21 protein-coding genes are annotated in these 20,564 nt (G+C 70.5%); 13 read left to right on the forward strand and 8 right to left on the reverse strand.

The genetic code is table 11. The annotated features are described in order from the left end of the window. Positions 1-19 precede the first annotated feature (19 nt). The 6 genes from ACFVGY_RS23205 (at position 20) to ACFVGY_RS23230 (ending at position 6,018) form a co-directional block, all read left to right on the forward strand. Entirely contained in the window at positions 20-310 is a 291-nt protein-coding gene (locus ACFVGY_RS23205; RefSeq protein WP_385680312.1) for a hypothetical protein, read from the forward strand. Next, positions 238-888 carry an NTP transferase domain-containing protein gene (locus tag ACFVGY_RS23210; protein WP_385680314.1) on the forward strand — a complete coding sequence of 217 codons (651 nt, stop codon included), beginning with the start codon at positions 238-240 and terminating at the stop codon, positions 886-888. Before ACFVGY_RS23205 ends, ACFVGY_RS23210 begins: the two co-directional genes overlap by 73 nt. 274 nt (positions 889-1,162) lie before the next feature. After that, a complete protein-coding gene (gene aceB / locus ACFVGY_RS23215; protein WP_385680316.1) occupies positions 1,163-2,782 on the forward strand; it encodes a malate synthase A in 1,620 nt (539 codons plus the stop codon). A 585-nt stretch (positions 2,783-3,367) separates the two neighbouring features. Further along, positions 3,368-4,558, forward strand: a complete 1,191-nt coding sequence (locus ACFVGY_RS23220) for a GDSL-type esterase/lipase family protein (protein WP_385680318.1) — start codon at positions 3,368-3,370, stop codon at positions 4,556-4,558. A gap of 273 nt (positions 4,559-4,831) precedes the next feature. Continuing rightward, positions 4,832-5,425, forward strand: coding sequence for a 3'-5' exoribonuclease domain-containing protein (locus ACFVGY_RS23225; RefSeq protein ID WP_385680355.1), 594 nt, complete (start codon positions 4,832-4,834; stop codon positions 5,423-5,425). Positions 5,426-5,427: 2 nt separating this feature from the next. Further along, entirely contained in the window at positions 5,428-6,018 is a 591-nt protein-coding gene (locus tag ACFVGY_RS23230) for a hypothetical protein (protein WP_385680320.1), read from the forward strand. A gap of 100 nt (positions 6,019-6,118) precedes the next feature. Here ACFVGY_RS23230 and ACFVGY_RS23235 read toward each other — a convergent pair whose 3' ends face one another. Next, positions 6,119-6,751 (reverse strand): HAD family hydrolase, encoded by a 633-nt coding sequence (locus ACFVGY_RS23235; protein WP_385680321.1) that lies wholly within the window; start codon positions 6,749-6,751, stop codon positions 6,119-6,121. Positions 6,752-6,862: 111 nt separating this feature from the next. Here ACFVGY_RS23235 and ACFVGY_RS23240 point away from each other — a divergent pair, with 111 nt between their 5' ends. Further along, entirely contained in the window at positions 6,863-7,402 is a 540-nt protein-coding gene (locus tag ACFVGY_RS23240) for a hypothetical protein (RefSeq protein ID WP_385680323.1), read from the forward strand. A gap of 106 nt (positions 7,403-7,508) precedes the next feature. On the opposite strand, the gene ACFVGY_RS23245 is transcribed toward ACFVGY_RS23240, so the two are convergent. From ACFVGY_RS23245 to ACFVGY_RS23275, 7 genes are all read right to left on the reverse strand, one after another. Then, complete coding sequence (locus ACFVGY_RS23245) at positions 7,509-8,915, reverse strand: nucleobase:cation symporter-2 family protein (protein ID WP_385680325.1); 1,407 nt, start codon at positions 8,913-8,915, stop codon at positions 7,509-7,511. Between the two features lie 275 nt (positions 8,916-9,190). Further along, on the reverse strand, positions 9,191-10,585 hold the full coding sequence (locus ACFVGY_RS23250; RefSeq protein ID WP_385680327.1) for an 8-oxoguanine deaminase: 1,395 nt from the start codon (positions 10,583-10,585) through the stop codon (positions 9,191-9,193). A 291-nt stretch (positions 10,586-10,876) separates the two neighbouring features. After that, a complete protein-coding gene (gene pucL, locus ACFVGY_RS23255) occupies positions 10,877-11,800 on the reverse strand; it encodes a factor-independent urate hydroxylase (RefSeq protein WP_385680328.1) in 924 nt (307 codons plus the stop codon). 6 nt (positions 11,801-11,806) lie between these two features. Then, positions 11,807-12,199 carry a hydroxyisourate hydrolase gene (uraH, locus tag ACFVGY_RS23260; protein WP_385680330.1) on the reverse strand — a complete coding sequence of 131 codons (393 nt, stop codon included), beginning with the start codon at positions 12,197-12,199 and terminating at the stop codon, positions 11,807-11,809. Between the two features lie 8 nt (positions 12,200-12,207). After that, a complete protein-coding gene (uraD, locus tag ACFVGY_RS23265; protein ID WP_385680332.1) occupies positions 12,208-12,714 on the reverse strand; it encodes a 2-oxo-4-hydroxy-4-carboxy-5-ureidoimidazoline decarboxylase in 507 nt (168 codons plus the stop codon). Between the two features lie 164 nt (positions 12,715-12,878). Continuing rightward, positions 12,879-13,262, reverse strand: coding sequence for a helix-turn-helix domain-containing protein (locus tag ACFVGY_RS23270; RefSeq protein WP_385680334.1), 384 nt, complete (start codon positions 13,260-13,262; stop codon positions 12,879-12,881). Then, positions 13,259-13,510 (reverse strand): thiamine-binding protein, encoded by a 252-nt coding sequence (locus tag ACFVGY_RS23275; RefSeq protein WP_385680336.1) that lies wholly within the window; start codon positions 13,508-13,510, stop codon positions 13,259-13,261. The genes ACFVGY_RS23270 and ACFVGY_RS23275 overlap by 4 nt, the downstream gene beginning before the upstream one ends. 125 nt (positions 13,511-13,635) lie before the next feature. Between ACFVGY_RS23275 and ACFVGY_RS23280 the strand changes: the two genes are divergently transcribed. From ACFVGY_RS23280 to ACFVGY_RS23305, 6 genes are all read left to right on the forward strand, one after another. Beyond that, a complete protein-coding gene (locus ACFVGY_RS23280) occupies positions 13,636-14,469 on the forward strand; it encodes a TIM barrel protein (RefSeq protein WP_385680338.1) in 834 nt (277 codons plus the stop codon). Positions 14,470-14,556: 87 nt separating this feature from the next. Further along, the gene (locus tag ACFVGY_RS23285) at positions 14,557-15,450 is read left to right on the forward strand and encodes a 2-hydroxy-3-oxopropionate reductase (protein ID WP_385680340.1); all 894 of its coding nucleotides are present in this window, start codon (positions 14,557-14,559) and stop codon (positions 15,448-15,450) included. A gap of 241 nt (positions 15,451-15,691) precedes the next feature. After that, positions 15,692-17,149 (forward strand): catalase, encoded by a 1,458-nt coding sequence (locus ACFVGY_RS23290; protein ID WP_385680357.1) that lies wholly within the window; start codon positions 15,692-15,694, stop codon positions 17,147-17,149. A 514-nt stretch (positions 17,150-17,663) separates the two neighbouring features. Then, on the forward strand, positions 17,664-18,047 hold the full coding sequence (locus ACFVGY_RS23295; protein ID WP_385680342.1) for a hypothetical protein: 384 nt from the start codon (positions 17,664-17,666) through the stop codon (positions 18,045-18,047). Next, positions 18,044-19,753, forward strand: a complete 1,710-nt coding sequence (locus tag ACFVGY_RS23300) for a caspase domain-containing protein (RefSeq protein ID WP_385680344.1) — start codon at positions 18,044-18,046, stop codon at positions 19,751-19,753. The genes ACFVGY_RS23295 and ACFVGY_RS23300 overlap by 4 nt, the downstream gene beginning before the upstream one ends. 81 nt (positions 19,754-19,834) lie before the next feature. Further along, positions 19,835-20,425, forward strand: coding sequence for a TetR/AcrR family transcriptional regulator (locus ACFVGY_RS23305; protein ID WP_385680346.1), 591 nt, complete (start codon positions 19,835-19,837; stop codon positions 20,423-20,425). The last annotated feature ends 139 nt before the right edge of the window (positions 20,426-20,564 follow it).

Here is a 20,564-nt window from a genome sequence, read left to right on the forward strand (position 1 = left end):
ATTGGCAAGGAGATCCCCGATGCCCGCTGCCCGGACCCCACTCGCCTCGCAGAGCACCACCCCGCCCGCCACCCTCACGGACCGGGACGAGCGGGCGCTGGCGGCCGCCGTCGAGAACCGCGTCTGCGAACCGCTGCGGCTGGGCGCCGTGGTCGCCTCGCTGCGGCGCACCCTGTGGCGCACCCTGGCCCGACCACCGCACACCACGGCCCCGGCCCAGGGGCGAGAATCGCTGCCATGCCAGCCGAATCCCCTTCCGATCCCCTCCCCGACCGCTCCCCTGCGACCCGGCGGCCCTCCGGCCCGGTGATCGCCGGGCTGCTCCTGGCGGCCGGGGGCGGCCGCCGCCTCGGCGGCCGCCCCAAGGCCCTGCTGCCCTACCGCGGGCGCCCGCTCGTCGAGAACGCGGTGCGGGTGCTGCGCGAGGCGGGCTGCGGCCCGTTGCACGTGGTGCTCGGCGCCTCGGCCGCCGAGGTCCGCGAGCGGGCGGACCTGAGCGGCTGCGTGGTCGTCGACAACCCGGACTGGGCCGAGGGCATGGGCTCCTCGCTGCGGGCCGGCCTCGCCTCGCTGGCCGGTTCGGGGGCGGGCGCCGCCCTGGTCTCGCTGGTGGACCAGCCGGGGATCGGGCCGACGGCCGTGGCCCGGGTCCTCGCGGCGTACCGGTCCCCGGCGAGCCTGGTGGCGGCGGCGTACGGCGGGGAGCGCGGGCACCCGGTGCTCTTCGGGGCGGACCGCTGGGCGGACATCGCGGCCACGGCGACGGGCGACAAGGGCGCGCGGGTGCACCTGACACGGCACGCCGACGAGCTCACGCTGGTGGAGTGCGGGGACGTCGCGGAGGCGTACGACATCGACACCCCGCCCGACCTGGCCCGGCTCGTCTGAGGAAGGGCGGCGGCGTGCTTGAGCGGGCTGTGACCGGGGTGGCACTGAGGGCCACCCCGACCAGGAGTGTGTCGACCCGGAGAATCTCGACATCAACAAACCATTGAACTTCCACCATAAGGAAATTACTATCCACTGGTCAGAAGCGCCCTGAACCCCCAGACGGCGCCCGCGACCGTATCCCGGAACTCTCCACACCCGGCGGCACCGCGTGCCGTCCCCAGCGAGCATTCCCCCGCGGCCGCCAGGCACCGCCGCTGAAGGAGTGACAGATATGTCCGCACCAGCGCCGTCATCGCCGGCCATCGTCGACGCCGAGCCCCTGCCCCGCCAGGACGAGGTCCTGACCGAGGCGGCCCTCGCCTTCGTGGCCGAGCTCCACCGGCGGTTCACCCCCCGCCGCGACGAGCTCCTGGCCCGCCGGGCCGAGCGCCGCGCCGAGATCGCCCGCACCTCCCACCTCGACTTCCTCCCGGACACCGCACAGGTCCGCGAGGGCGAGTGGCAGGTCGCCCCGGCCCCGGCCGCCCTGAACGACCGCCGTGTGGAGATCACCGGTCCGACCGACCGCAAGATGACCATCAACGCCCTGAACTCGGGCGCCAAGGTCTGGCTCGCCGACTTCGAGGACGCCTCCGCCCCCACCTGGGAGAACGTGGTCCTCGGCCAGCTGAACCTGATCGACGCCTACGAGCGCCGCATCGACTTCACCGACCCGCGCACGGGCAAGGCGTACGCCCTGCGGCCCGCCGACGAACTCGCGACCGTCGTGATGCGGCCCCGCGGCTGGCACCTGGAGGAGCGCCACGTCACGGTCGACGGCCGGCCGGTGCCGGGCGCGCTCGTGGACTTCGGCCTGTACTTCTTCCACAACGCGCAGCGCCTCATCGACCTGGGCAAGGGCCCGTACTTCTACCTGCCGAAGACGGAGTCCCACCTGGAGGCGCGCCTCTGGAACGACATCTTCGTCTTCGCCCAGGACCAGCTCGGCGTCCCGCAGGGGACGGTCCGCGCAACGGTCCTGATCGAGACGATCACGGCCGCGTACGAGATGGAGGAGATCCTCTACGAACTGCGCGACCACGCCGCCGGCCTCAACGCGGGCCGCTGGGACTACCTGTTCTCCATCGTGAAGAACTTCCGCGACGGCGGCGAGAAGTTCGTCCTGCCGGACCGCAACGCGGTGACGATGACCGCGCCGTTCATGCGCGCGTACACCGAACTGCTCGTCCGCACCTGCCACAAGCGAGGCGCGCACGCCATCGGCGGCATGGCGGCCTTCATCCCGTCCCGCAAGGACGCCGAGGCCAACCGCATCGCGTTCGAGAAGGTCAAGGCCGACAAGGACCGCGAGGCGAACGACGGCTTCGACGGCTCCTGGGTCGCCCACCCCGACCTCGTCCCGATCGCCATGGCCTCCTTCGACGCCGTCCTCGGCGACAAGCCGAACCAGAAGGACCGCCTCCGCGAGGACGTCTCGGTGGCCCCCGGCGAGCTCATCGCCATCGACTCCCTGGACGCCAAGCCCACGTACGAGGGTCTGCGCAACGCGGTCCAGGTCGGCATCCGCTACATCGAGGCCTGGCTGCGCGGCCTCGGCGCGGTCGGCATCTTCGGCCTGATGGAGGACGCGGCCACCGCCGAGATCTCCCGCTCGCAGGTCTGGCAGTGGATCAACGCCGGGGTCGTCTTCGAGAACGGCGAGCGCGCCACCGCCGAGCTCACCCGCCGGATCGCCACCGAGGAGCTGGCCGCCATCCGCGCCGAGGTGGGCGACGAAGCCTTCGCGGCCGGCAAGTGGCAGGAGGCCCACGACCTGTTCCTCCAGGTCTCCCTGGACGCCGACTACGCCGACTTCCTCACCCTCCCGGCCTACGCCCGCCTGATCGGCTGACCCGCCCCGCCCGCCAGCCCGCCCGCCGAACCGGCCCCGGCCCGCACAGGGCCGGGGCCGGTTGTGCTACTCGGCCCGTACGCCGCCCGCTCGGTACGGGGGTTGCGCGGCCCGAAGGGCCGGACCTCGACGCAGAACGGCGTGCCCCGGAATCGGCGGCGAGGCTCCGGCGGACGGCCCCCGCCCCGGCCGAACCCGGCCACGACGGGCCAGCCCCACGTCCCGAACTCCGCTCCGGCCAGCCCGAAGTCCCGTGCCTCGCCGCGCACTTCGCGCAGGGTGAGCAGCCGCTGGTCGTACGCCGCCGCCCGCCCCAACCCCGTATCTCCTCGTCCGGGTCGGGTAGCCGTACCCGGCGCGGCGGGGCGGCACGCGGGGAATTCCGAGCCGGGCGAAGCGGAACTCGGGCGGCCGAACGACCGGTCGGTCGTTACGTCATCGTAATCTGCGGCTACCTAGCGGTAACAAGCCGGGGCGTGTCACCTTTCCCGTGCCACCGGCCGGCGGTGTCCCCCACTTCCCCAGCCATGCCCCGGAGTTCTCTCGCGCTCCGGCTCCGGCATGGCCTACCGCAGGAGTTCCGTCGTGATCGGATTCCGCTACGCCAGCAAGGACAGGGCACGCCGCCGGGTGCGACGACTGGCCGGGGCCGGGCTGGCCCTGCCGCTCGCCGCCGGTGCCCTGGCCGTCGCCCCGGCCGGGAGCGCGGCCGCCGCCCCCGGGACGGGGCCCACCGCCGTCGTGTCCATGGGCGACAGCTACATCTCCGGTGAGGCCGGCCGCTGGAAGGGCAACAGCCTCACCAACTCGGGCAACCGGACCGGCACGGACCGGGCCTGGGTCAGCGGCAGCGTCTACGACCCGTCGAAGGTGTACGGCGCCACCGCGGGCGGATGCCACCGCTCCGACTCCGCCGAGGTCAAGAGCGCCGGGGCGATCGCCGACGTCGCCGTCGACCTGTCCTGCTCCGGCGCCACCACCGAGAACGTCTTCCGCTCCGTCAGCGGCGGCGTCCCCTTCAAGGGCGAGGCCCCGCAGGCCGACCAGCTCGCAGCCGTGGCCGCGAGCCACGACGTCAAGGTCATCGCCCTGTCCATCGGCGGCAACGACCTCGGCTTCGCCGACATCATCAAGGACTGCGCGCTCGACTTCGTGATCTGGAACTCGTACTGCTACGACGACCAGCAGTACGGCGTCGACCAGAAGATCGACGGCGTCATGGCGAACGTCGGAAAGTCCGTGGACGAGATCCGGGCCGTGATGCGCGCCGCCGGATACGGCGATTCCGCGTACCGGATCGTGTTGCAGTCCTACCCGTCGCCGATCCCGCGCGGCGCGGAGAACCGGTACACCCAGAGCGACTGGAGCCGGCTGAACACCGGCGGCTGCCCCTTCTGGAACCGGGACTCCGACTGGGCGCGGGACTCCCTCGTCCCGCAGCTCGCGAACCGCCTCAAGGCGGTGGCGGCGACCAAGGGCGTGCAGTTCCTGGACCTGCGGGACATGATGCAGGGCCGCGAGGTGTGCGCCAAGGCGAGCAAGCAGGTCACCTCCGCCGCCCCGGCGTCGGCGAAGACGAGCGAGTGGGCGCGCTGGATCGACAGCAGCGAGACCCAGGGGCTGGTCCAGGAGTCCATGCACCCCAACTACTTCGGCCAGCTGGCGCTGGGCCGCTGCCTGGCCCTGGCCGTCGGCCAGAGCAGCACCTCGAACGTCGGCTGCAAGAACACCGCCGGCGCGGACCAGACCGGGATGTACCTCACTCCGGTCCCGTAGGCCCCGCAGGTCCCGCAGGCCCTGCAGGTCCCGTAGGCCCTGCAGGTCCCGCGGGTCAGGTCCCGTAAATCCGGATGATCGCCCGTGGTGGGGGGGGGGCTGGGGGGGGGCGAGGAGGCCCCCCCCCCCCTCCCCCCCTAAAAAAAAACGTAGAAATAGTAAGCGGCGGCCCCGCCCCCCGCCCCCGCATTACCGCACCCTAAAACCCCTAAATCCCCCGGTGGGGGGGGCGGCCAGCCCCGCCCCTGGCCCCCCCGCACCGCACGTCCCAGCATCTACATCTCCGTCGACATCGAAGCCGACGGCCCGATCCCCGGCCCCTACTCCATGATCAGCTTCGGTGCCGCCGTCGCCGGGCGGCAGGACGGCGCCGCGTACACGGCCGCCGACCCCGAGCGGCATACCTTCTACCGCGAACTGCGGCCGATCAGCGACCAGTACGACCCGGAAGCCCTGGCCGTCAGCGGGCTGGACCGGGACCGGCTGCTGCGGGAGGGCACCGACCCGGGAGCGGCCATGGCCGCGTTCCGGCAGTGGGTCCGCAAGGTGGCCGAGACCGCGGGGGCGCAGCCGGTGATGTGCGGCTACCCCGCCTCCTTCGACTGGACCTTCCTGTACTGGTACCTGATGCGGTTCGGCGGCGACAGCCCCTTCGGGCACTCCGGCTGCCTCGACATGAAGACCCTGTACGCGGCGAAGGCGCAGGTCCCGCTGCGCGCGGCGGTCAAGGGCCGGATGCCGGCCGAGCTCCGTTCCCGCCGCCGCCACACCCACCACGCCCTCGACGACGCCATCGAACAGGCGGAGTTGATGAGCAACCTGATGTTGTGGCGGGGCCCGACAGCCGACCCCGAAGCGGGACGGTAGCCGTGGACGGCGGTGGCGCCGTCGTCGTCGACGAGGCGCTCGTCGCGCAGGCGCGCGACCTGCTGGCCGAACCGGCCGACCCCGTCGCCGTGTTCGCCGTCCTCGCGGCCCGGACGGGCGACGGGCCCGGGTCGGTGTGGGCCGTCTGCCTGGCGCTGGGCATACCGGCAGCCGCTGTGGCGCGGCGGCTCGGTAGCTCGTCCGAGGAACTGCTCGGCGAGTTCGCCCCGGGCGAGGAGACGGAGCTCGGCGAATTCCTGGAGCTCTTGGGGTGCTTCGACGTCCCGCGGTCGCTGGACGCCCGCGAGGCGGAGGTCCTGGCCCTGCTGAACGCCGCGCGCAGGGCCCTCGGCGGCGTCGGGAGCGGTGTCGCGCACAGCCTGCACCGGAAGTTCGTCACGGGCGAGCTCACCTCGGCGTTCCTGCTGCTCGCGCGTGTGCGGCCGCGGCCCCAGCGGGGCGACGCGGCCGCGTTCTGGGAGGCGTTGGTCGCGGCCGGCGCCCTCCTGCCGGTACCCGAGGACGGGGAGACGGCGGAGAGGATCGCGCAGACGCTCGCGCAGTGCCGCGAACGCGCGGCCGAAGCGTCGTGACCTCGGGCCGGGACGACGGGCGACGGGCGGGGGCGGCGGGCGGGCGCGACGGGCGGCGGGCGGCCTCGGCGCCGCCCGGCCACGCCCCTGAGCGGCGGTTTCAGCCCGCCGGCAGGAAGCCCAGCACCGCGCTGAGGTCGGCGAGTTCGCGGTAGTGCACGCCCGTCATGCCGATCTCGACCGCGGCCTCGACGTTCTCGGCCCGGTCGTCGACGAACAGGCAGCGGTGCACGGCGACGCCGGCCCGTTCGGCCGCGATCTCGTAGATCCGGCGGTCCGGCTTGGCGACCCCCACCCGGGCACTGCTGACGACGTGGTGTGCGAGGTCCGCCAGCCCCAGCGCCACCAGGTCCGCCTCCAGTTCCTCGGTCGCGTTCGTCACCAGCACCAGGGGCATGTGCGCCCGTACCCGGCGGAGCAGCGCCACCACCGCCCCGTCGGCCCGGAACGGCGCCTCGGCGAACGCCGCGCCCAGCTCGCGCGCCACCGGCTCCGGCACGCAGTCGGCCAGGCCCAGCACGATGGACTCCACCCACTGCCGCTTGGTGATCTCACCCAGGAGCAGCGGCAGGTCCCGCCCGGGCGCGAAGGCCACCTGGGCGGTCGTGCCCTCCGCCAGTCCGGCCCGTCGCTCCAGCTCCGAGAGCAGGGACGGATCGTAGAAGCGGATCACGTTGTCGAAGTCGCAGAGCACGGCGTCGAAAGGGGCGTCGGCTGTCCGGTCGTCAGTCACCTCCTTTGGATAGCAGGGCCCGCCGCGGCCGTCGAGGGGACCCCGGCCACGGTGCGGGCGCGCGGGAGGCGGTCTGGCGGGGGCGGGCCGGGAGCTGTCACGCTGGGGACCGTGACGGCGTACGAAGTGCTGCTCCTCGGTGGTGCGTCGGGGGTCGGGAAGTCCACGGTCGGCTTCGAGGTGTCCGCGCAGCTGCGCCGGCGCGGGACGGCCCACTGCCACGTGGAGGGCGACTTCCTGGACCAGATCCACCCGGCTCCCGCAGGGGACCCGGACCGGGCGGCGATCACCGAGCGGAACCTGGCCTCGATCTGGGCCAACTACGCCGCCCTGGGCCAGCGCCGCCTCGTCTACACGAACACCGTGAGCATCCTCGACCGCTCGTTGATCTACCGGGCCATGGGGGGCACCGGCCGCGGCGCGGTGCCGGTCCGTGCCACGTGCGTCCTGCTCACCGCGCGGGAGACGACCGTACGGGAACGGCTGGCCCGGCGGGAGATCGGCTCGGAGCTCGTGGTGCACATCGAGCGGAGCCTGCGCATGGCGGTCGTCCTGGAGCGGGAGGCACCCCCCGGCACCGTGCGGATCGCGACGGACGGACGGCCGGTGGCGTGGCTCGCGGAGCGGGTGCTGGAGGCGGCGAGGTGGTGAGACCTCCACCGCAACACCCACCGCAACACCCGCCACAACACCCGTACGCAGCCCGGCCGATGCAGGCGGCGAGCGCACCGCCGCGTACGGCGCGCTCGTACGGGGTTCAGTGCGCGGGCACCGGTTCCGCACGGCCCTCGGCGGCGGCCGCACCGCGCTTGGCTCCGACGTGGTTGAAGGCCAGGTTGAGGAGGATGGCCACCACGCAGCCGGTGCTGATGCCGGAGTCGAGGACGACGAGCAGGTCCTTGGGGAAGGCGTGGTAGAAGTCCGGGGCGGCGATCGGGATGAGGCCGACGCCGACCGAGGCGGCGACGATCAGCGCGTTCTCGCCGCGTTCCATGGCCGCGCCCGCCAGGGTCTGGATGCCGCTCGCCGCGACCGAGCCGAAGAGCACGATGCCGGCGCCGCCGAGGACGGGTAGCGGGACCACTCCGATGACCGAGGCGGCCACCGGGCACAGGCCGAGCAGGATCAGGATGCCGCCGCCGGCGGCGACCACGAACCGGCTGCGCACCCTGGTCATGGCCACGAGCCCGATGTTCTGGGCGAAGGCGCTGCACATGAACCCGTTGAACAGGGGGCTCAGCGCGCTGCCGAGGGCGTCGGCGCGCAGCCCGCCCTCGATGGTCCGGGCGTCCGCCGGCCGGTCGACGATCCGGCCGAGGGCCAGGATGTCGGCGGTGGATTCGGTCATGCAGACCAGCATGACGATGCACATGGAGACGATGGCGGCGACCTGGAACTGCGGGGCGCCGAAGTGGAAGGGCGTCGGGAAGCCGACGAGGTCGGCGGTGCGCAGGGCGTCGGTGTTCACCATGCCGAGAGGGATCGCGGCGAGGGTTCCGGCGACCAGGCCGAGCAGGATGGATATCTGCTGGAGGAAGCCGCGCAGCAGTTTGCGCAGCAGCAGCACGATGAGCAGGGTGCCGGCAGCCATGCCGATGTTCTGGACGGAGCCGTGGTCGGCGGCGGTGCGGTTGCCGCCCTGGGACCAGTTGAAGGCCACGGGGAGGAGGGAGACGCCGATGAGGGTGATGACCGTGCCGGTGACCACGGGCGGGAAGAAGCGGACGAGCTTGCCGAAGTAGGGGGCGGCCAGGAAGCCGAGCAGACCGGCGACGATGATCGCGCCGAAGACGACCGGGACGGCGTCCGCTCCCCGGTCCTTGCCTATGGCGATCATCGGGGTGACGCCGGCGAAGGAGACCCCGTTGACGAAGGGGAGCTTGGCGCCGATGCGCCAGAAGCCGAGCGTCTGGAGCAGGGTGGCGAGGCCGGCGGTGAAGAGCGAGGCGCCCATCAGGAAGGCGGTGTCGCGGGCGGAGAGTCCGACGGCCGGGCCGACGATCATGGGCGGTGCGACGACGCCCGCGTACATGGCGGCCACGTGCTGGAGGCCGCTGGTGAACATCTTCAACGGGGGCAGGGTCTCGTCGACCGGATGCTTCTCCCCCGGTACTGCGACTGCTCCTGCTACTGCATCTTTGCGAAACCTGGGCGCCTGGGCCACGGCTTCCTCCGGTCGGTTAAACACGTCGGCAGGGACGTGGGTGTCAAGGAGGTGGTGCGAAGCGGTGCGGGTCGAAAGATGTGCGGAAACGATTCGCCCGAGTCGTTCCGCCGTACGAGCGCCAGGTGGCACGAGGTGTACGGGACACCGTCACCGACCCCGGGAGGCACCTCGGGCAAGCCGTCGGTGCCACCCGGGAACGGGAGCCGCGGACCCCGCTCGGGTCTGCGGCCGCCGGCCGGGGGCCGTCCCCCCCGGCCGGAGCCCGTGGGGGATCAGCCCTGCGCAGCGATCCGCGCGAGGCGCTGGGCCTCGTCCCGCGTGGAGCGGGCGATGGCGTCCTCGTCGGCGGTGAGCAGCCGGTTGTTCTCGACGATCTGCTTGCCGTTGACGAACGATGCGGTCACCGGGGCGGCCGCACCGAAGACCAGGGCCGTGACCGGGTCGGCGATCGAGGAGTGCAGGAACGTGCTCAGGTTCCACAGCACCAGGTCGGCGAGCTTGCCGACCTCCAGCGAGCCGATGTTGTCGGCGCGGCCGAGGACCTGCGCGCCGCCGTACGTACCGAGGCGCAGCGACTGGCGGGCGGTGAGGGCGGCCTCGCGGTGCACCGGGTTCAGACGGTTGATCAGCAGCGCGTTGCGCAGCTCGGTGTGGAGCTCACCGGACTCGTTGGAGGCCGTGCCGTCCACGCCGAGGCCCACCGGGACGCCGGCGGCGAGCATGTCCGGGACGCGGGCGATGCCGGCGGCCAGGCGGGCGTTGGAGGAGGGGCAGTGCGCCACACCGGTCTTGGTTCGGGCGAAGGCCGCGATGTCGGAGTCGTTCATGTGGACGCTGTGCGCCATCCACACGTCCTCGCCGAGCCAGCCGGTGGACTCGAAGTAGTCGGTCGGGCCCATGCCGAAGAGCTCGTGGCAGAACTTCTCCTCCTCGACCGTCTCGCTGCCGTGGGTGTGCAGGCGCACGCCGAGGCGGCGGGCGAGCTCGGCGCCCTGCTTGAGCAGCTCGGTGGAGACCGAGAAGGGGGAGCACGGGGCGACGGCGACCTGGGTCATCGCGTCGAAGGACGCGTCGTGGAACTTCTTGACGGTCGCCTCGGTGTCGGCGAGCGCGCCTTCGAGGGTCTCGACGGCGTGGTCCGGCGGCAGGCCGCCGTCCTTCACGCTGCGGTCCATGGAACCGCGGGCCAGGGTGAAGCGGACGCCCATCTCGGACGCGGCGCGGATGATCGCGCCGGAGAGGTCGCCGGCCCCCTTGGGGTACACGTAGTGGTGGTCCATCGCGGTGGTGACACCGCCGCGGGCCATGGCGGCCAGGGAGCCCTGGGCGGCCGAGTAGGCCATCTGCTCGTCGATGCGCGCCCAGGTCGGGTACAGGGCGACGAGCCAGTTGAAGAGGTTGTGGTCGGTGGCCAGGCCGCGCGTGATCCACTGGTAGAAGTGGTGGTGCGTGTTGACCAGACCGGGGGTCACGAGGTGGCCCGTGCCGTCGATGCGGCGTACGACGTTCTCGAGGTTCTCGGGGGCGTTGCCCGCGCCGATCGCCTCGATCTTGTTCCCGGCGATGACGATGTGACCCGAGGCGTACTCGGTGTCGTCGGCGTCAACGGTCGCGATCGCACAGTTCTCGATGACGATGCGCCGGGTCTCGCTGTCAGTGGCTGCCATGGGGGCTTCCTCGTGCTTTCAGTGGCGGTGCGGGCACGGCAGGACCCAGGGGATTTGAGTGCCGAAACCGGGGTCTGGCAGCTGACAGTACTGCCGCCCCGTGTGATGCTCCGGGTGCCGAGTTCAGGAAGTTCGAAGGTGTTGCGGGTGACGCGCGGGCGGGTGCTCGCGGTGGGTGCGTGGTGCGGGTGCGTGCGGTGGTGCGCGCGGTGGGTGCGTGGTGCGGGTGGGTCCGGGGGGCCGGGTCCCGGGGCCACTGCGGAGCCCCGGGACACCGGGTGCCGGCCGGGCCTAGAGGTTGGTCAGGTCCACCGGGATGCGCGCGTCGGCGCCGTCCCGCAGGATCGTGGCCTCGATCAGGCCGTACGGGCGGTCCGCGGCGAAGTACACCTCGTTGTCGTTCTTGAGGCCGAACGGCTCCAGGTCGACGAGGAAGTGGTGCTTGTTCGGGAGCGAGAAGCGGACCTCGTCGATCTCCGAACGGTGGTTGATGATGCGCGAGCCCATCTGGTACAGCGTCTGCTGGAGCGAGAGGGAGTAGGTCTCCGCGAAGGCCTCCAGCATGTGCTTCTTCGTGGCCTCGTAGGACTTCTCCCAGTTGGGCATCCGCTGCTCGTCGTCGGTCCAGTTGAACCGCCAGCGGCCCGACACCTGGGTGGCCAGGATGCGGTCGTACGCCTCCTGCAGGGTCGTGTACTTGTCCTTCACGTACCCCCAGAACTCGGAGTTCGTGGAGTTCATGACGATCAGGTCCTTGAGGCCGGAGATGACCTCCCAGTTCCGGCCGTCGTACGTGATCTGGGTGACGCGGGTCTCCTGGCCCTTGCGGACGAAGGAGTGCTTGACCTCGTCGGCGCCGATGAACTTGGAGTTGGAGTCCGAGGTCTGGATCCGCTCCCAGGCGTACTCCTCGATGCGGATGCGCGCCCGGTGGATCGGCTCCTGGCTGCCTACGAACCAGCGGGCCAGGTGGATGCCGAACTGCTCGGCGGACTCGATGCCGTACTCCTTGGCGAAGGCGTACACCGTGTTCTTGGTGGTGTCCGTCGGCAGGACGTTCGCGTTCGAGCCGGAGTAGTGCACGTCGTCCATGTCGCCGGAGAGGGCGACCGAGACGTTCAGGTCCTTGATGTGGTGGGTGTCGCCGTCCCGCGTGATCTTGACGACGCGGTTCTCTGCTTTGCCGTACTGGTTCTGGCCGAGAATCGTGGGCATGGTCTGCTAGCTCCCTCGGTAAACGGAGTAGCCGAACGGGTTGAGCAGCAGCGGTACGTGGTAGTGCTCGCCCGAGTCGACCGCGAACGTGATGGTCACCTCGGGGAAAAACGCACCGCTGTCCCTTACGCGGGGGGCGTCCTGCTGCGCCTCGGCGGCTTGCTTCTTGGCGAAGTACGCCTCGGTCTCGAAGTCGAGGCGTACGTGGGTGGTGCCCTCCGGCAGTGCCGGCAGGTCCTTGCAACGCCCGTCGGCGTCGGTGGCCGAGCCGCCCAGGGCGGTCCACTCGGCGTCGTGGCCGCTGCGGGCCGCGAGCGAGATGGCGACGCCCTCGGCGGGACGGCCGATGCTGGTGTCCAGGATGTGAGTGGACACCGATGCGGTGGTTTCGGTGCTCATGTGGCGTGTCACTCTCCTTCGGCGAGGCGGGTCAGACGGATCCGGTTGATCTTGACGAGTTCTCCGCGGGCGATCTCCCGCTCGACCTCGGCGGTGTTCTGGATCCGGGCCTTGACCGCGTCCAGCATCTGCTCGCCGGTCGCACCGGTCGCACAGATCAGGAAGACGTGGCCGAACTTCTCCTGGTAGGCCAGGTTGAGTTCGAGCAGTTCTGCCTTGAGCTCCTCGGAGGCCCCGGCCATGCCCCGCTGCTCGCGGGCGGAGGTCGGGTCGCCCGGCTTCGGACGGCCGATCGGGGGGTGGCCTGCCATGGCCTCCGCCAGGTCCGCCGTGGTGAGCTCCGCCATGGCGGCGTCGCTGGCGGCGAAGAGGGAGGGGGTGTCGGCGAAGGGGCGTTGGGCGAGGACCTTGCTGCCCCAGGCCGCGCTGGCGCACACCTCGTGCAGTTCGGCCGCGGCCGCTGCATCGTCCAGGGCGTTGAACCGGGAAAGCCCCGGGATCGGACTCGAAGTCACGGGAAGCCTCCGTGGCCTGATTGCTGGCCTGATTGCTTTGACGGGCTGCGCATAGCTAACGCCCTCGACAACACGTCGTCAACACTTTGTTGAAACTTCCCGTACACAAAAGCCGCCGTCCGGTTGATTCGGGCGGCGGCTCGTGACCACGGGTGAAGGCAGGATCACCCCTGGTTGTTTTTATTGGGGTTTTCCCGGTTCAAGTAGTTGTAAACGGTGAAGCGGCTGACGCCGAGGGCGTTCGCCACGGTCTCGACGCCGTGACGCACGGTGAAGGCGCCGCGCGCCTCCAGGATCCGGACGACGTCCTGCTTGGCCTTGCGGTCCAGTTGCGCCAGCGGTACGCCGTGGCGGCGCTCCAGCGCCGCCAGGATGTGGTCCAGGGACTCACCCAGCTGCGGCAGGCGCACGGCGAGCACGTCCTGCCCCTCCCAGGCGAGCACCACGTCGTCGGGCTCGGCCTGGGCGGGATCCATCAGCACCCCGCCCATCGCGTCGACCAGCGGCTTGACCGCGGCGACGAACGGGTGGTCGCGAGGCTCCGTCATTCGACACCCTCCCCGATCACGTTCACCTGCAGGGAGACGCGCGTGGCCCCGGCCCGCAGCGCGTCGCGCAGCAGCGCGGACACCGCCTGGAGCACCTCGCCCGCCTCACCCTCGGCGGTGTTGCCGAACGGGCCCACGTCGACCGCGTCCAGTTGCGCCTCCTGGATGACCTCGCGCGCGGCCACGGCGTGGGCGGGTGCCTCTTCGAGGTCGAAGGGCTCGGTCGTGAACTCCACTCTCAATCGCACCTGGTCAAGCTACCCCGAGGTACCGAAATTCCGGCAGCCCCCACTTGACATCCCCCCGCAGCCCCATGCAGTCTTCCATCAAGCAGAAACAAACTTCCGCAATACGGAAGGAGCGCACACCCCTCATGGGATACACGGACCAGCGCTTCGATGTGAACCTGTCGATCCTCTTCACGGAACTCCCGCTCCTGGAGCGCCCCGCGGCCGCCGCCGCGGCGGGCTTCACCGCGGTCGAGCTGTGGTGGCCCTGGATCGACGCCCCCACCCCGGCCCAGGAGGAGCTCGACGCCCTCAAGCAGGCTCTCGAGGACGCCGGCACGCAGCTGGTGGGCCTGAACTTCTACGCGGGACAGCTCCCCGGCCCCGACCGCGGCGCGGTCTCCGTACCCGGCGAGGAGTCGGACCGCTTCCGCGCCAACATCGAGGTCGCGGCGGAGTTCGCCGCCTCCGTCGGCTGCCGGGCGCTGAACGCGCTCTACGGCAACCGCGTCGAGGGTGTGGACCCGGCCGTCCAGGACGAACTCGCCCTGGAGAACCTCGTGATCGCGGCCCGCGCCGCGGACCGGGTGGGCGCGATCCTGCTGATCGAGACGCTGAACAAGCCCGAGTCGCCGCTCTACCCGCTGGTGAGCGCGCCGTCCGCGATCGAGGTCGTGGACAAGGTGAACGAGGCGACCGGCCTCGGGAACGCCAAGTTCCTGCTCGACCTGTACCACCTGGCGATGAACGACGAGGACCTCTCGGAGGTCATCGAAAAGTACGCCGCCAAGACCGGCCACGTCCAGATCGCGGACAAGCCGGGCCGGGGCGCCCCGGGCACGGGTGAACTGCCCCTCGAGGACCTCCTCGACCAGCTGCGGAAGGCCGGCTACCAGGGCTTCGTCGGCCTGGAGTACAAGGCCGCGGACGCCACCGCGTCCTTCGGCTGGCTGCCGGCCGAGGCCCGCGCCGCCCAGTAGGCGGACGAAGTCCGGAGTTTCCCCCAGGCGCGCCCACCACTTTTCGTACCTAGCTTCCAGAGCTTTTCAGAGAAGGACCCCGTCACCATGAGCAACAACCTCCCCAAGATCGCGTGGATCGGCCTCGGCATCATGGGGTCCCCCATGTCCGAGAACCTCCTGAAGGCCGGCTACTCGGTCACCGGCTACACCCTGGAGCAGGACAAGCTGGACCGCCTCGCGGCGGCCGGCGGCACCGCGGCGGGCTCCATCGCCGAGGCCGTCAAGGACGCCGACGTCATCATCACGATGGTGCCGGCCTCCCCGCAGGTCGAGGCCATCTCCTACGGCCCCGAGGGCATCCTGGAGAACGCGCGGTCCGGCGCGCTGATCGTCGACATGTCGTCGATCACCCCGCAGACCTCCGTCGACCTGGCCGCGAACGCCAAGGAGAGGGGCATCCGCGTCATCGACGCCCCCGTCTCCGGCGGCGAGGCCGGCGCCATCGAGGCCGTACTGTCGATCATGGTGGGTGGCGAGCAGGCCGACTTCGACGCGGCCCTGCCGATCCTCCAGGCCCTCGGCAAGACCATCGTCCTGTGCGGCCCGCACGGCTCCGGCCAGACGGTCAAGGCGGCCAACCAGCTCATCGTCGCCGTCAACATCCAGGCCTGCGCCGAGGCCGTGGTCTTCCTGGAGAAGTCCGGCGTGAACCTGCAGGCGGCCCTGGATGTCCTCAACGGTGGTCTGGCCGGCTCCACGGTCCTGACCCGCAAGAAGGACAACTTCCTGAACCGCGACTTCAAGCCCGGCTTCCGGATCGACCTGCACCACAAGGACATGGGCATCGTCACCGACGCCGCCCGCAACGTCGGTGCGGCCCTCCCGGTCGGCGCGGTCGTCGCCCAGCTCGTCGCCTCGCTGCGCGCCCAGGGCGACGGCGGCCTGGACCACTCGGCCCTGCTGCGCGCCGTCGAGCGCCTCTCCGGCGCCCAGGTCTGAGCCACTCGGCCGGGTCCGACCGCAGCCCGGATCGGGCCGCCCCTCCCCCACCGGGGGTCTGAGTCTCCGGATGGTGCCGGTGCTGACACCTGTCCTGTCGCGCCCAGGCGCCGGCACCGTCCGGATCACCACTCTCCACGTTTGTTCAACAAACTGTTGACGCTGCGATCGGCCCGAATCTAGGCTGTTCCGCATGACGGAAAATGCTTTCCGTCAGCAGTTTCCCGTACGGAAGGTCACCATGTCGAAGCGCACGCTGACGACCGAGTCCGGCGCCCCGGTCGCCGACAACCAGAACTCCGCCACCGCCGGCGTCGGTGGCCCGCTCCTGATCCAGGACCAGCAGCTCCTCGAGAAGCTCGCCCGCTTCAACCGTGAGCGCATCCCGGAGCGTGTGGTGCACGCGCGCGGCTCGGCTGCGTACGGCTACTTCGAGGTGACCGACGACGTCACCGCCTACACCAGCGCCGCGTTCCTCAACACGGTCGGCAAGAAGACCGAGACCTTCCTGCGGTTCTCCACCGTGGCCGACTCGCTCGGCGGCGCGGACGCGGTCCGCGACCCGCGCGGCTTCGCGCTGAAGTTCTACACCGAGGAGGGCAACTACGACCTCGTCGGCAACAACACCCCGGTGTTCTTCATCAAGGACCCGATCAAGTTCCCCGACTTCATCCACTCCCAGAAGCGCGACCCCTTCACGGGCAAGCAGGAGGCCGACAACGTCTGGGACTTCTGGGCGCACGCCCCCGAGGCGACGCACCAGATCACCTGGCTGATGGGCGACCGCGGCATACCTGCCTCGTACCGCCACATGAACGGCTACGGCTCGCACACCTACCAATGGACGAACGACAAGGGCGAGGCCTTCTTCGTCAAGTACCACTTCAAGACGAACCAGGGCATCCGCTGCCTGTCCTCCGAGCAGGGCGCCGAGATCGCGGGCAACGACCCCAACTCGCACCAGACCGACCTGCTCCAGGCCATCGAGCGCGGCGTGTACCCGTCCTGGACCCTCTACGTCCAGATCATGCCGGCAGCCGAGGCCGCGGACTACCGCTTCAACCCGTTCGACCTGACGAAGGTGTGGCCGCACGGCGACTACCCGCTGCAGCGCGTGGGCCGCCTGGTCCTCGACCGCAACCCGGACAACGTCTTCGCCGAGGTCGAGCAGTCCGCCTTCTCCCCGAACAACTTCGTCCCGGGCATCACCGCCTCCCCGGACAAGATGCTCCAGGGCCGCCTGTTCGCGTACGCCGACGCCCAGCGCTACCGCCTCGGCGTGAACCACACCCAGCTGCCGGTCAACGCCCCCAAGGCGACCACGGCGGACAACTACGGCCGCGACGGCTTCATGGCCACCCGCAACGGTGCGCGGACCGACAAGAACTACGAGCCCAACTCGTACCGGGGCCCGGCCGAGACCGGCCTCGCCCTCGGCGCCCCGAAGGCCGTCTCCGGCTACACGGGAACCCACGCGGCCCCGCTGCACACCAAGGACGACGACTTCTTCCAGGCCGGTGAGCTCTACCGCCTGATGTCGGAGGCCGAGAAGGAGCGTCTGGTGGCGAACATCGCCGGCGGCCTCTCCCAGGTCAGCCGCGAGGACGTCATCGACAAGAACCTGGCTCACTTCCACGCCGCGGACGCCGACTACGGCAAGCGCGTCGAGGAGGCCGTCCGCGCGCTGCGCGAGGGCTGAGAGCCGACGAGCTGCGCCGGAAGCCTGGCGGGAGGTCTGGCTTCGGGCGCTGGCCCCCACTGCGGACCCGGATGAGGGGTGGTCCGCAGTGAGGGCAGACTGCGCCGGTCCGTGCGACCGGCGCCGCGTGAGGACCGTGGCGGGCGGCGAGCCAGTGCGGTGGTCATGGGTGCCGAGGCCCGTCTCTTGACCTGAGGGAGACGGAGCCGGAGCTCCCGTCGTCGACCGCCACGGTCCCAGCCGTTCCGCGTGCGTCCGGGGGCCACGCACAGGGTCCCCCCTGCCCGTACGCGGAACACCACCTCCCCCACACTCCGTCCGGCGGTGCGAACGTCCTGTCGCGCCAGCCTCGCACCGTCGGGCGGTAACACCCAAAGCGCCGGGTCACGGACGGTCCCGTGGACCCGGCGCTTCGCCCTTTCCGGGACGGACTCGACGCATTGCCCAGCCGCCCCGATCAGGCCCACACTTGCAGTGTCAGCACCATTCCCCTTCCCCGAGAGGGGGCAAGCCGGTGAGCTCACTGCAGATATTCCTTTTCGAAGAGGAAGTGGCAGCCGAACACCTGGCGCGCATGGCCGGCGCCTTGCGGCAGGATCTGCTGCAGCTGGAAGTTGACGACGTAACAACTGTTTCACGTGCCGATCCTCCGGACGGCGCCCGTGGGGTGGTCGCCGAGGTGGGGGCTCTGCTCGTCGCCCTGGGACCCTCCGCCACGCTCCTGCGGGAGGTGGTGGGCGCCGTCATGGACTGGCGGCAGCGGAGCCGGAGCCGCCCGACCATTCGACTGGAACTGGACGGAGACGTCCTGGAGATCTCCGAGGCGTCCGCAGACCATCTGGAGGCGGCCGTCAGGGTCTTCGTCAACCGGCACTCTGCACGTGAGGCCGCCTCATGAACGACTCACGACACGCCCTGATCATCGCCAATAACGAATACCAGAACCCGGGGCTCAAGCAGTTGGTGTCGCCGGCCGAGGACGCCCTGGCCCTCGCAGGGGTCCTCGGGGACCCCAAGGTGGGGAACTTCAACGTTCAAGTTGCCGCGAACGAGCCTTGTTACATGATCGCGCGGTGGGTGGACGACTTCTTCGCCGACCGCCGGGCGGGCGACGAGCTCCTCCTGCACTTCTCGTGCCACGGCCTGAAGAGCGAGTCGGGAGAGCTCTACTTCGCTGCGACCGACACGATGCCGGGCCGATTGATCTCGACAGCAGTGGCCGCGGACTTCGTCCGCAGATGCATGTTGGGCTGTCGGGCACGGAGCATCGTGCTCTTCCTCGACTGCTGCTACGGAGGAGCCTTCTCCCACGGCATGGCCATGCGCGCGGGCGAAGACGTACACGTCCTCGACGCCTTCTCCGGTGCGGAGCGCGGTGGGCGCGGCTGGGCGGTGATCACCGCGTCGAACTCCATGGAGTACGCCTTCGAGGGTTCCCGACTCAGCGGCGAGTTCGACCCCCCGCGGCCCTCCGTATTCACCGGGGCCCTCGTGAACGGCCTCGTCACGGGAGAAGCCGACCGCGACGAGGACGGCCTGGTGTCGCTCAACGAGCTCTACGACTACGTGTACGAACGGGTACTGCAGGAGAATCCGCACCAGACGCCCAGTCGGACGGTCAACCTGCAGGGCGACCTGTACGTGGCACGTAGCCGCCGGAAGAGGATCAAGCCGGCCGGGTTGTCGGACGATCTACGAGAGGCCATCTCCAGCCCGAACGTCTTCACCCAGCGAGGCGCAATCGCGGAACTTCGCTTCCGCCTGACGAGCACGAACCTCGAAGTCGCGGCAGGCGCGTACGAGGCACTCACGCACATGTCACACCAAGGCAGCCAGTGGGCCGCCGACGAAGCGAAAGCTGCCCTGCGGGACGTCTCTCTGAGCCCCGACCGGACCGCACTGGACTTCGGCACCCTGCTCCAGGGGGCACCGACGCCTCACCAGGAGGTGCTCCTGACCGGAATACCCCTCGCGCGCCATTGCGAGGCCGTCCCCGCGGACGATCGCATCACTGTGGAGAGGACCGAGAACGGCCTCGACGTATCGCTGGACACGTCACGGACCGGCCGACTGAGTGCAGGCGTCACCCTGAAGGGGGTTGTGGGTGAGAGCACGCTCCACGTCGACGCGGAGATAGCGGCCAAGCCTGAACCTCGACAGCGCGAAGTCCAGTCCGAGCGCCGGCACCAGACGCCGGCCGAAGCGAAACGAGCCGTCGCTCTCGCCGGATTCTCCCTGTTCACAGGCTTCGCCTCAACCTTCTTCATCTCCCTGGCCATCGGTGCCGCCCAGCTCGGCGGATCGCATATCGCCAGTGAAACCGCGCGCGGGGTCACCTTGCCCAAGGCAGTGGAGGGCATTACGCACTTCGACGCCATGGGGGTGCACGGACTGATCGCGGCTCTGGCGGCGATCGCCACTCTGTTGCTGGGACGTGGCGCCAGACGCGCCGTCGCTGCCTCTGGCGCGGCCACGCTCAACTTGGGCGAGGCGAAGAAGGGGGTGCTGAGATCGGCCTCCGTGATGGTGATACTGGCGCAGATCGCACTCCCTCTGGGTGTTCTCTTCTTCGTCGGTTCCCTGTTCTTCTCGTCCCTGGGGTGACGTTCCTCGGCCGGGCCGGCCCTGCACGGCGGCTATCGTGGCAGCTGACTGAATGATCAGTCAGAGCCGATCGATCGAGAGGTGCCCGCCATCGTCGCCGACCGCCAAGCGCTGATCTTGGAAGCAGCCGTACGCGTCATCGCGCGCAGCGGCATCAGGGGACTTCGCGTGGAGGACCTGGCCGCCGAGGCCGGAGTGTCCACCGCGCTCATCTACTACCACTTCAAGGACCGCGCAGGGCTGGTCCAGCGCACCCTCGCCTTCATCAACGACCGCGCCATCGGCTACACGGAGGACGCGCTGGAGGGCGCGGAGGACGCCCGGGACGCCCTGCTGCGGCTGCTGCTGAGCGAGCTTCAGGACACGGACCGGGTCCGGGAGAACAGCATCGCCTGGGGCGAGCTGCGGGCGAGCGCCGTCTTCGACGACAGCCTGCGGGCGAACCTCGTCGAGTCCACGCGCGAATGGGTCCGGGACACCGCCGAGCTCGTCGCGGACTCCCGCGCGGCCGGCCTGGCCGATCCGCGGGTCGAGCCGCTGGACGCCGCAGAGCGGCTGACCGCGCTCGTGGAGGGGCTCAGCGAGCGCTGGTTGAGCGGCTCGCTGGACCTGGAGCGGGCCCGCGCGCTGCTGTCCGGCGCTGTCGACGCGGAACTCGGCCCCCGCCCGTAGGGGCGTACGGGCAGCGCGGAGGCCCCCGTTCCTCCGCGGGAGGGCTTGGGTTCTAACGGTCCTCGCAACACCCGCGATCTGTGGGAGTTGCGAGGACCGTGGGCGTTGAGCGTGATGATCTTGCCCGGTTGCGGGAGCA

It is taken from the genome of Streptomyces sp. NPDC127106, from assembly GCF_042677605.1.
Taxonomy (GTDB): Bacteria; Actinomycetota; Actinomycetes; order Streptomycetales; family Streptomycetaceae; genus Streptomyces.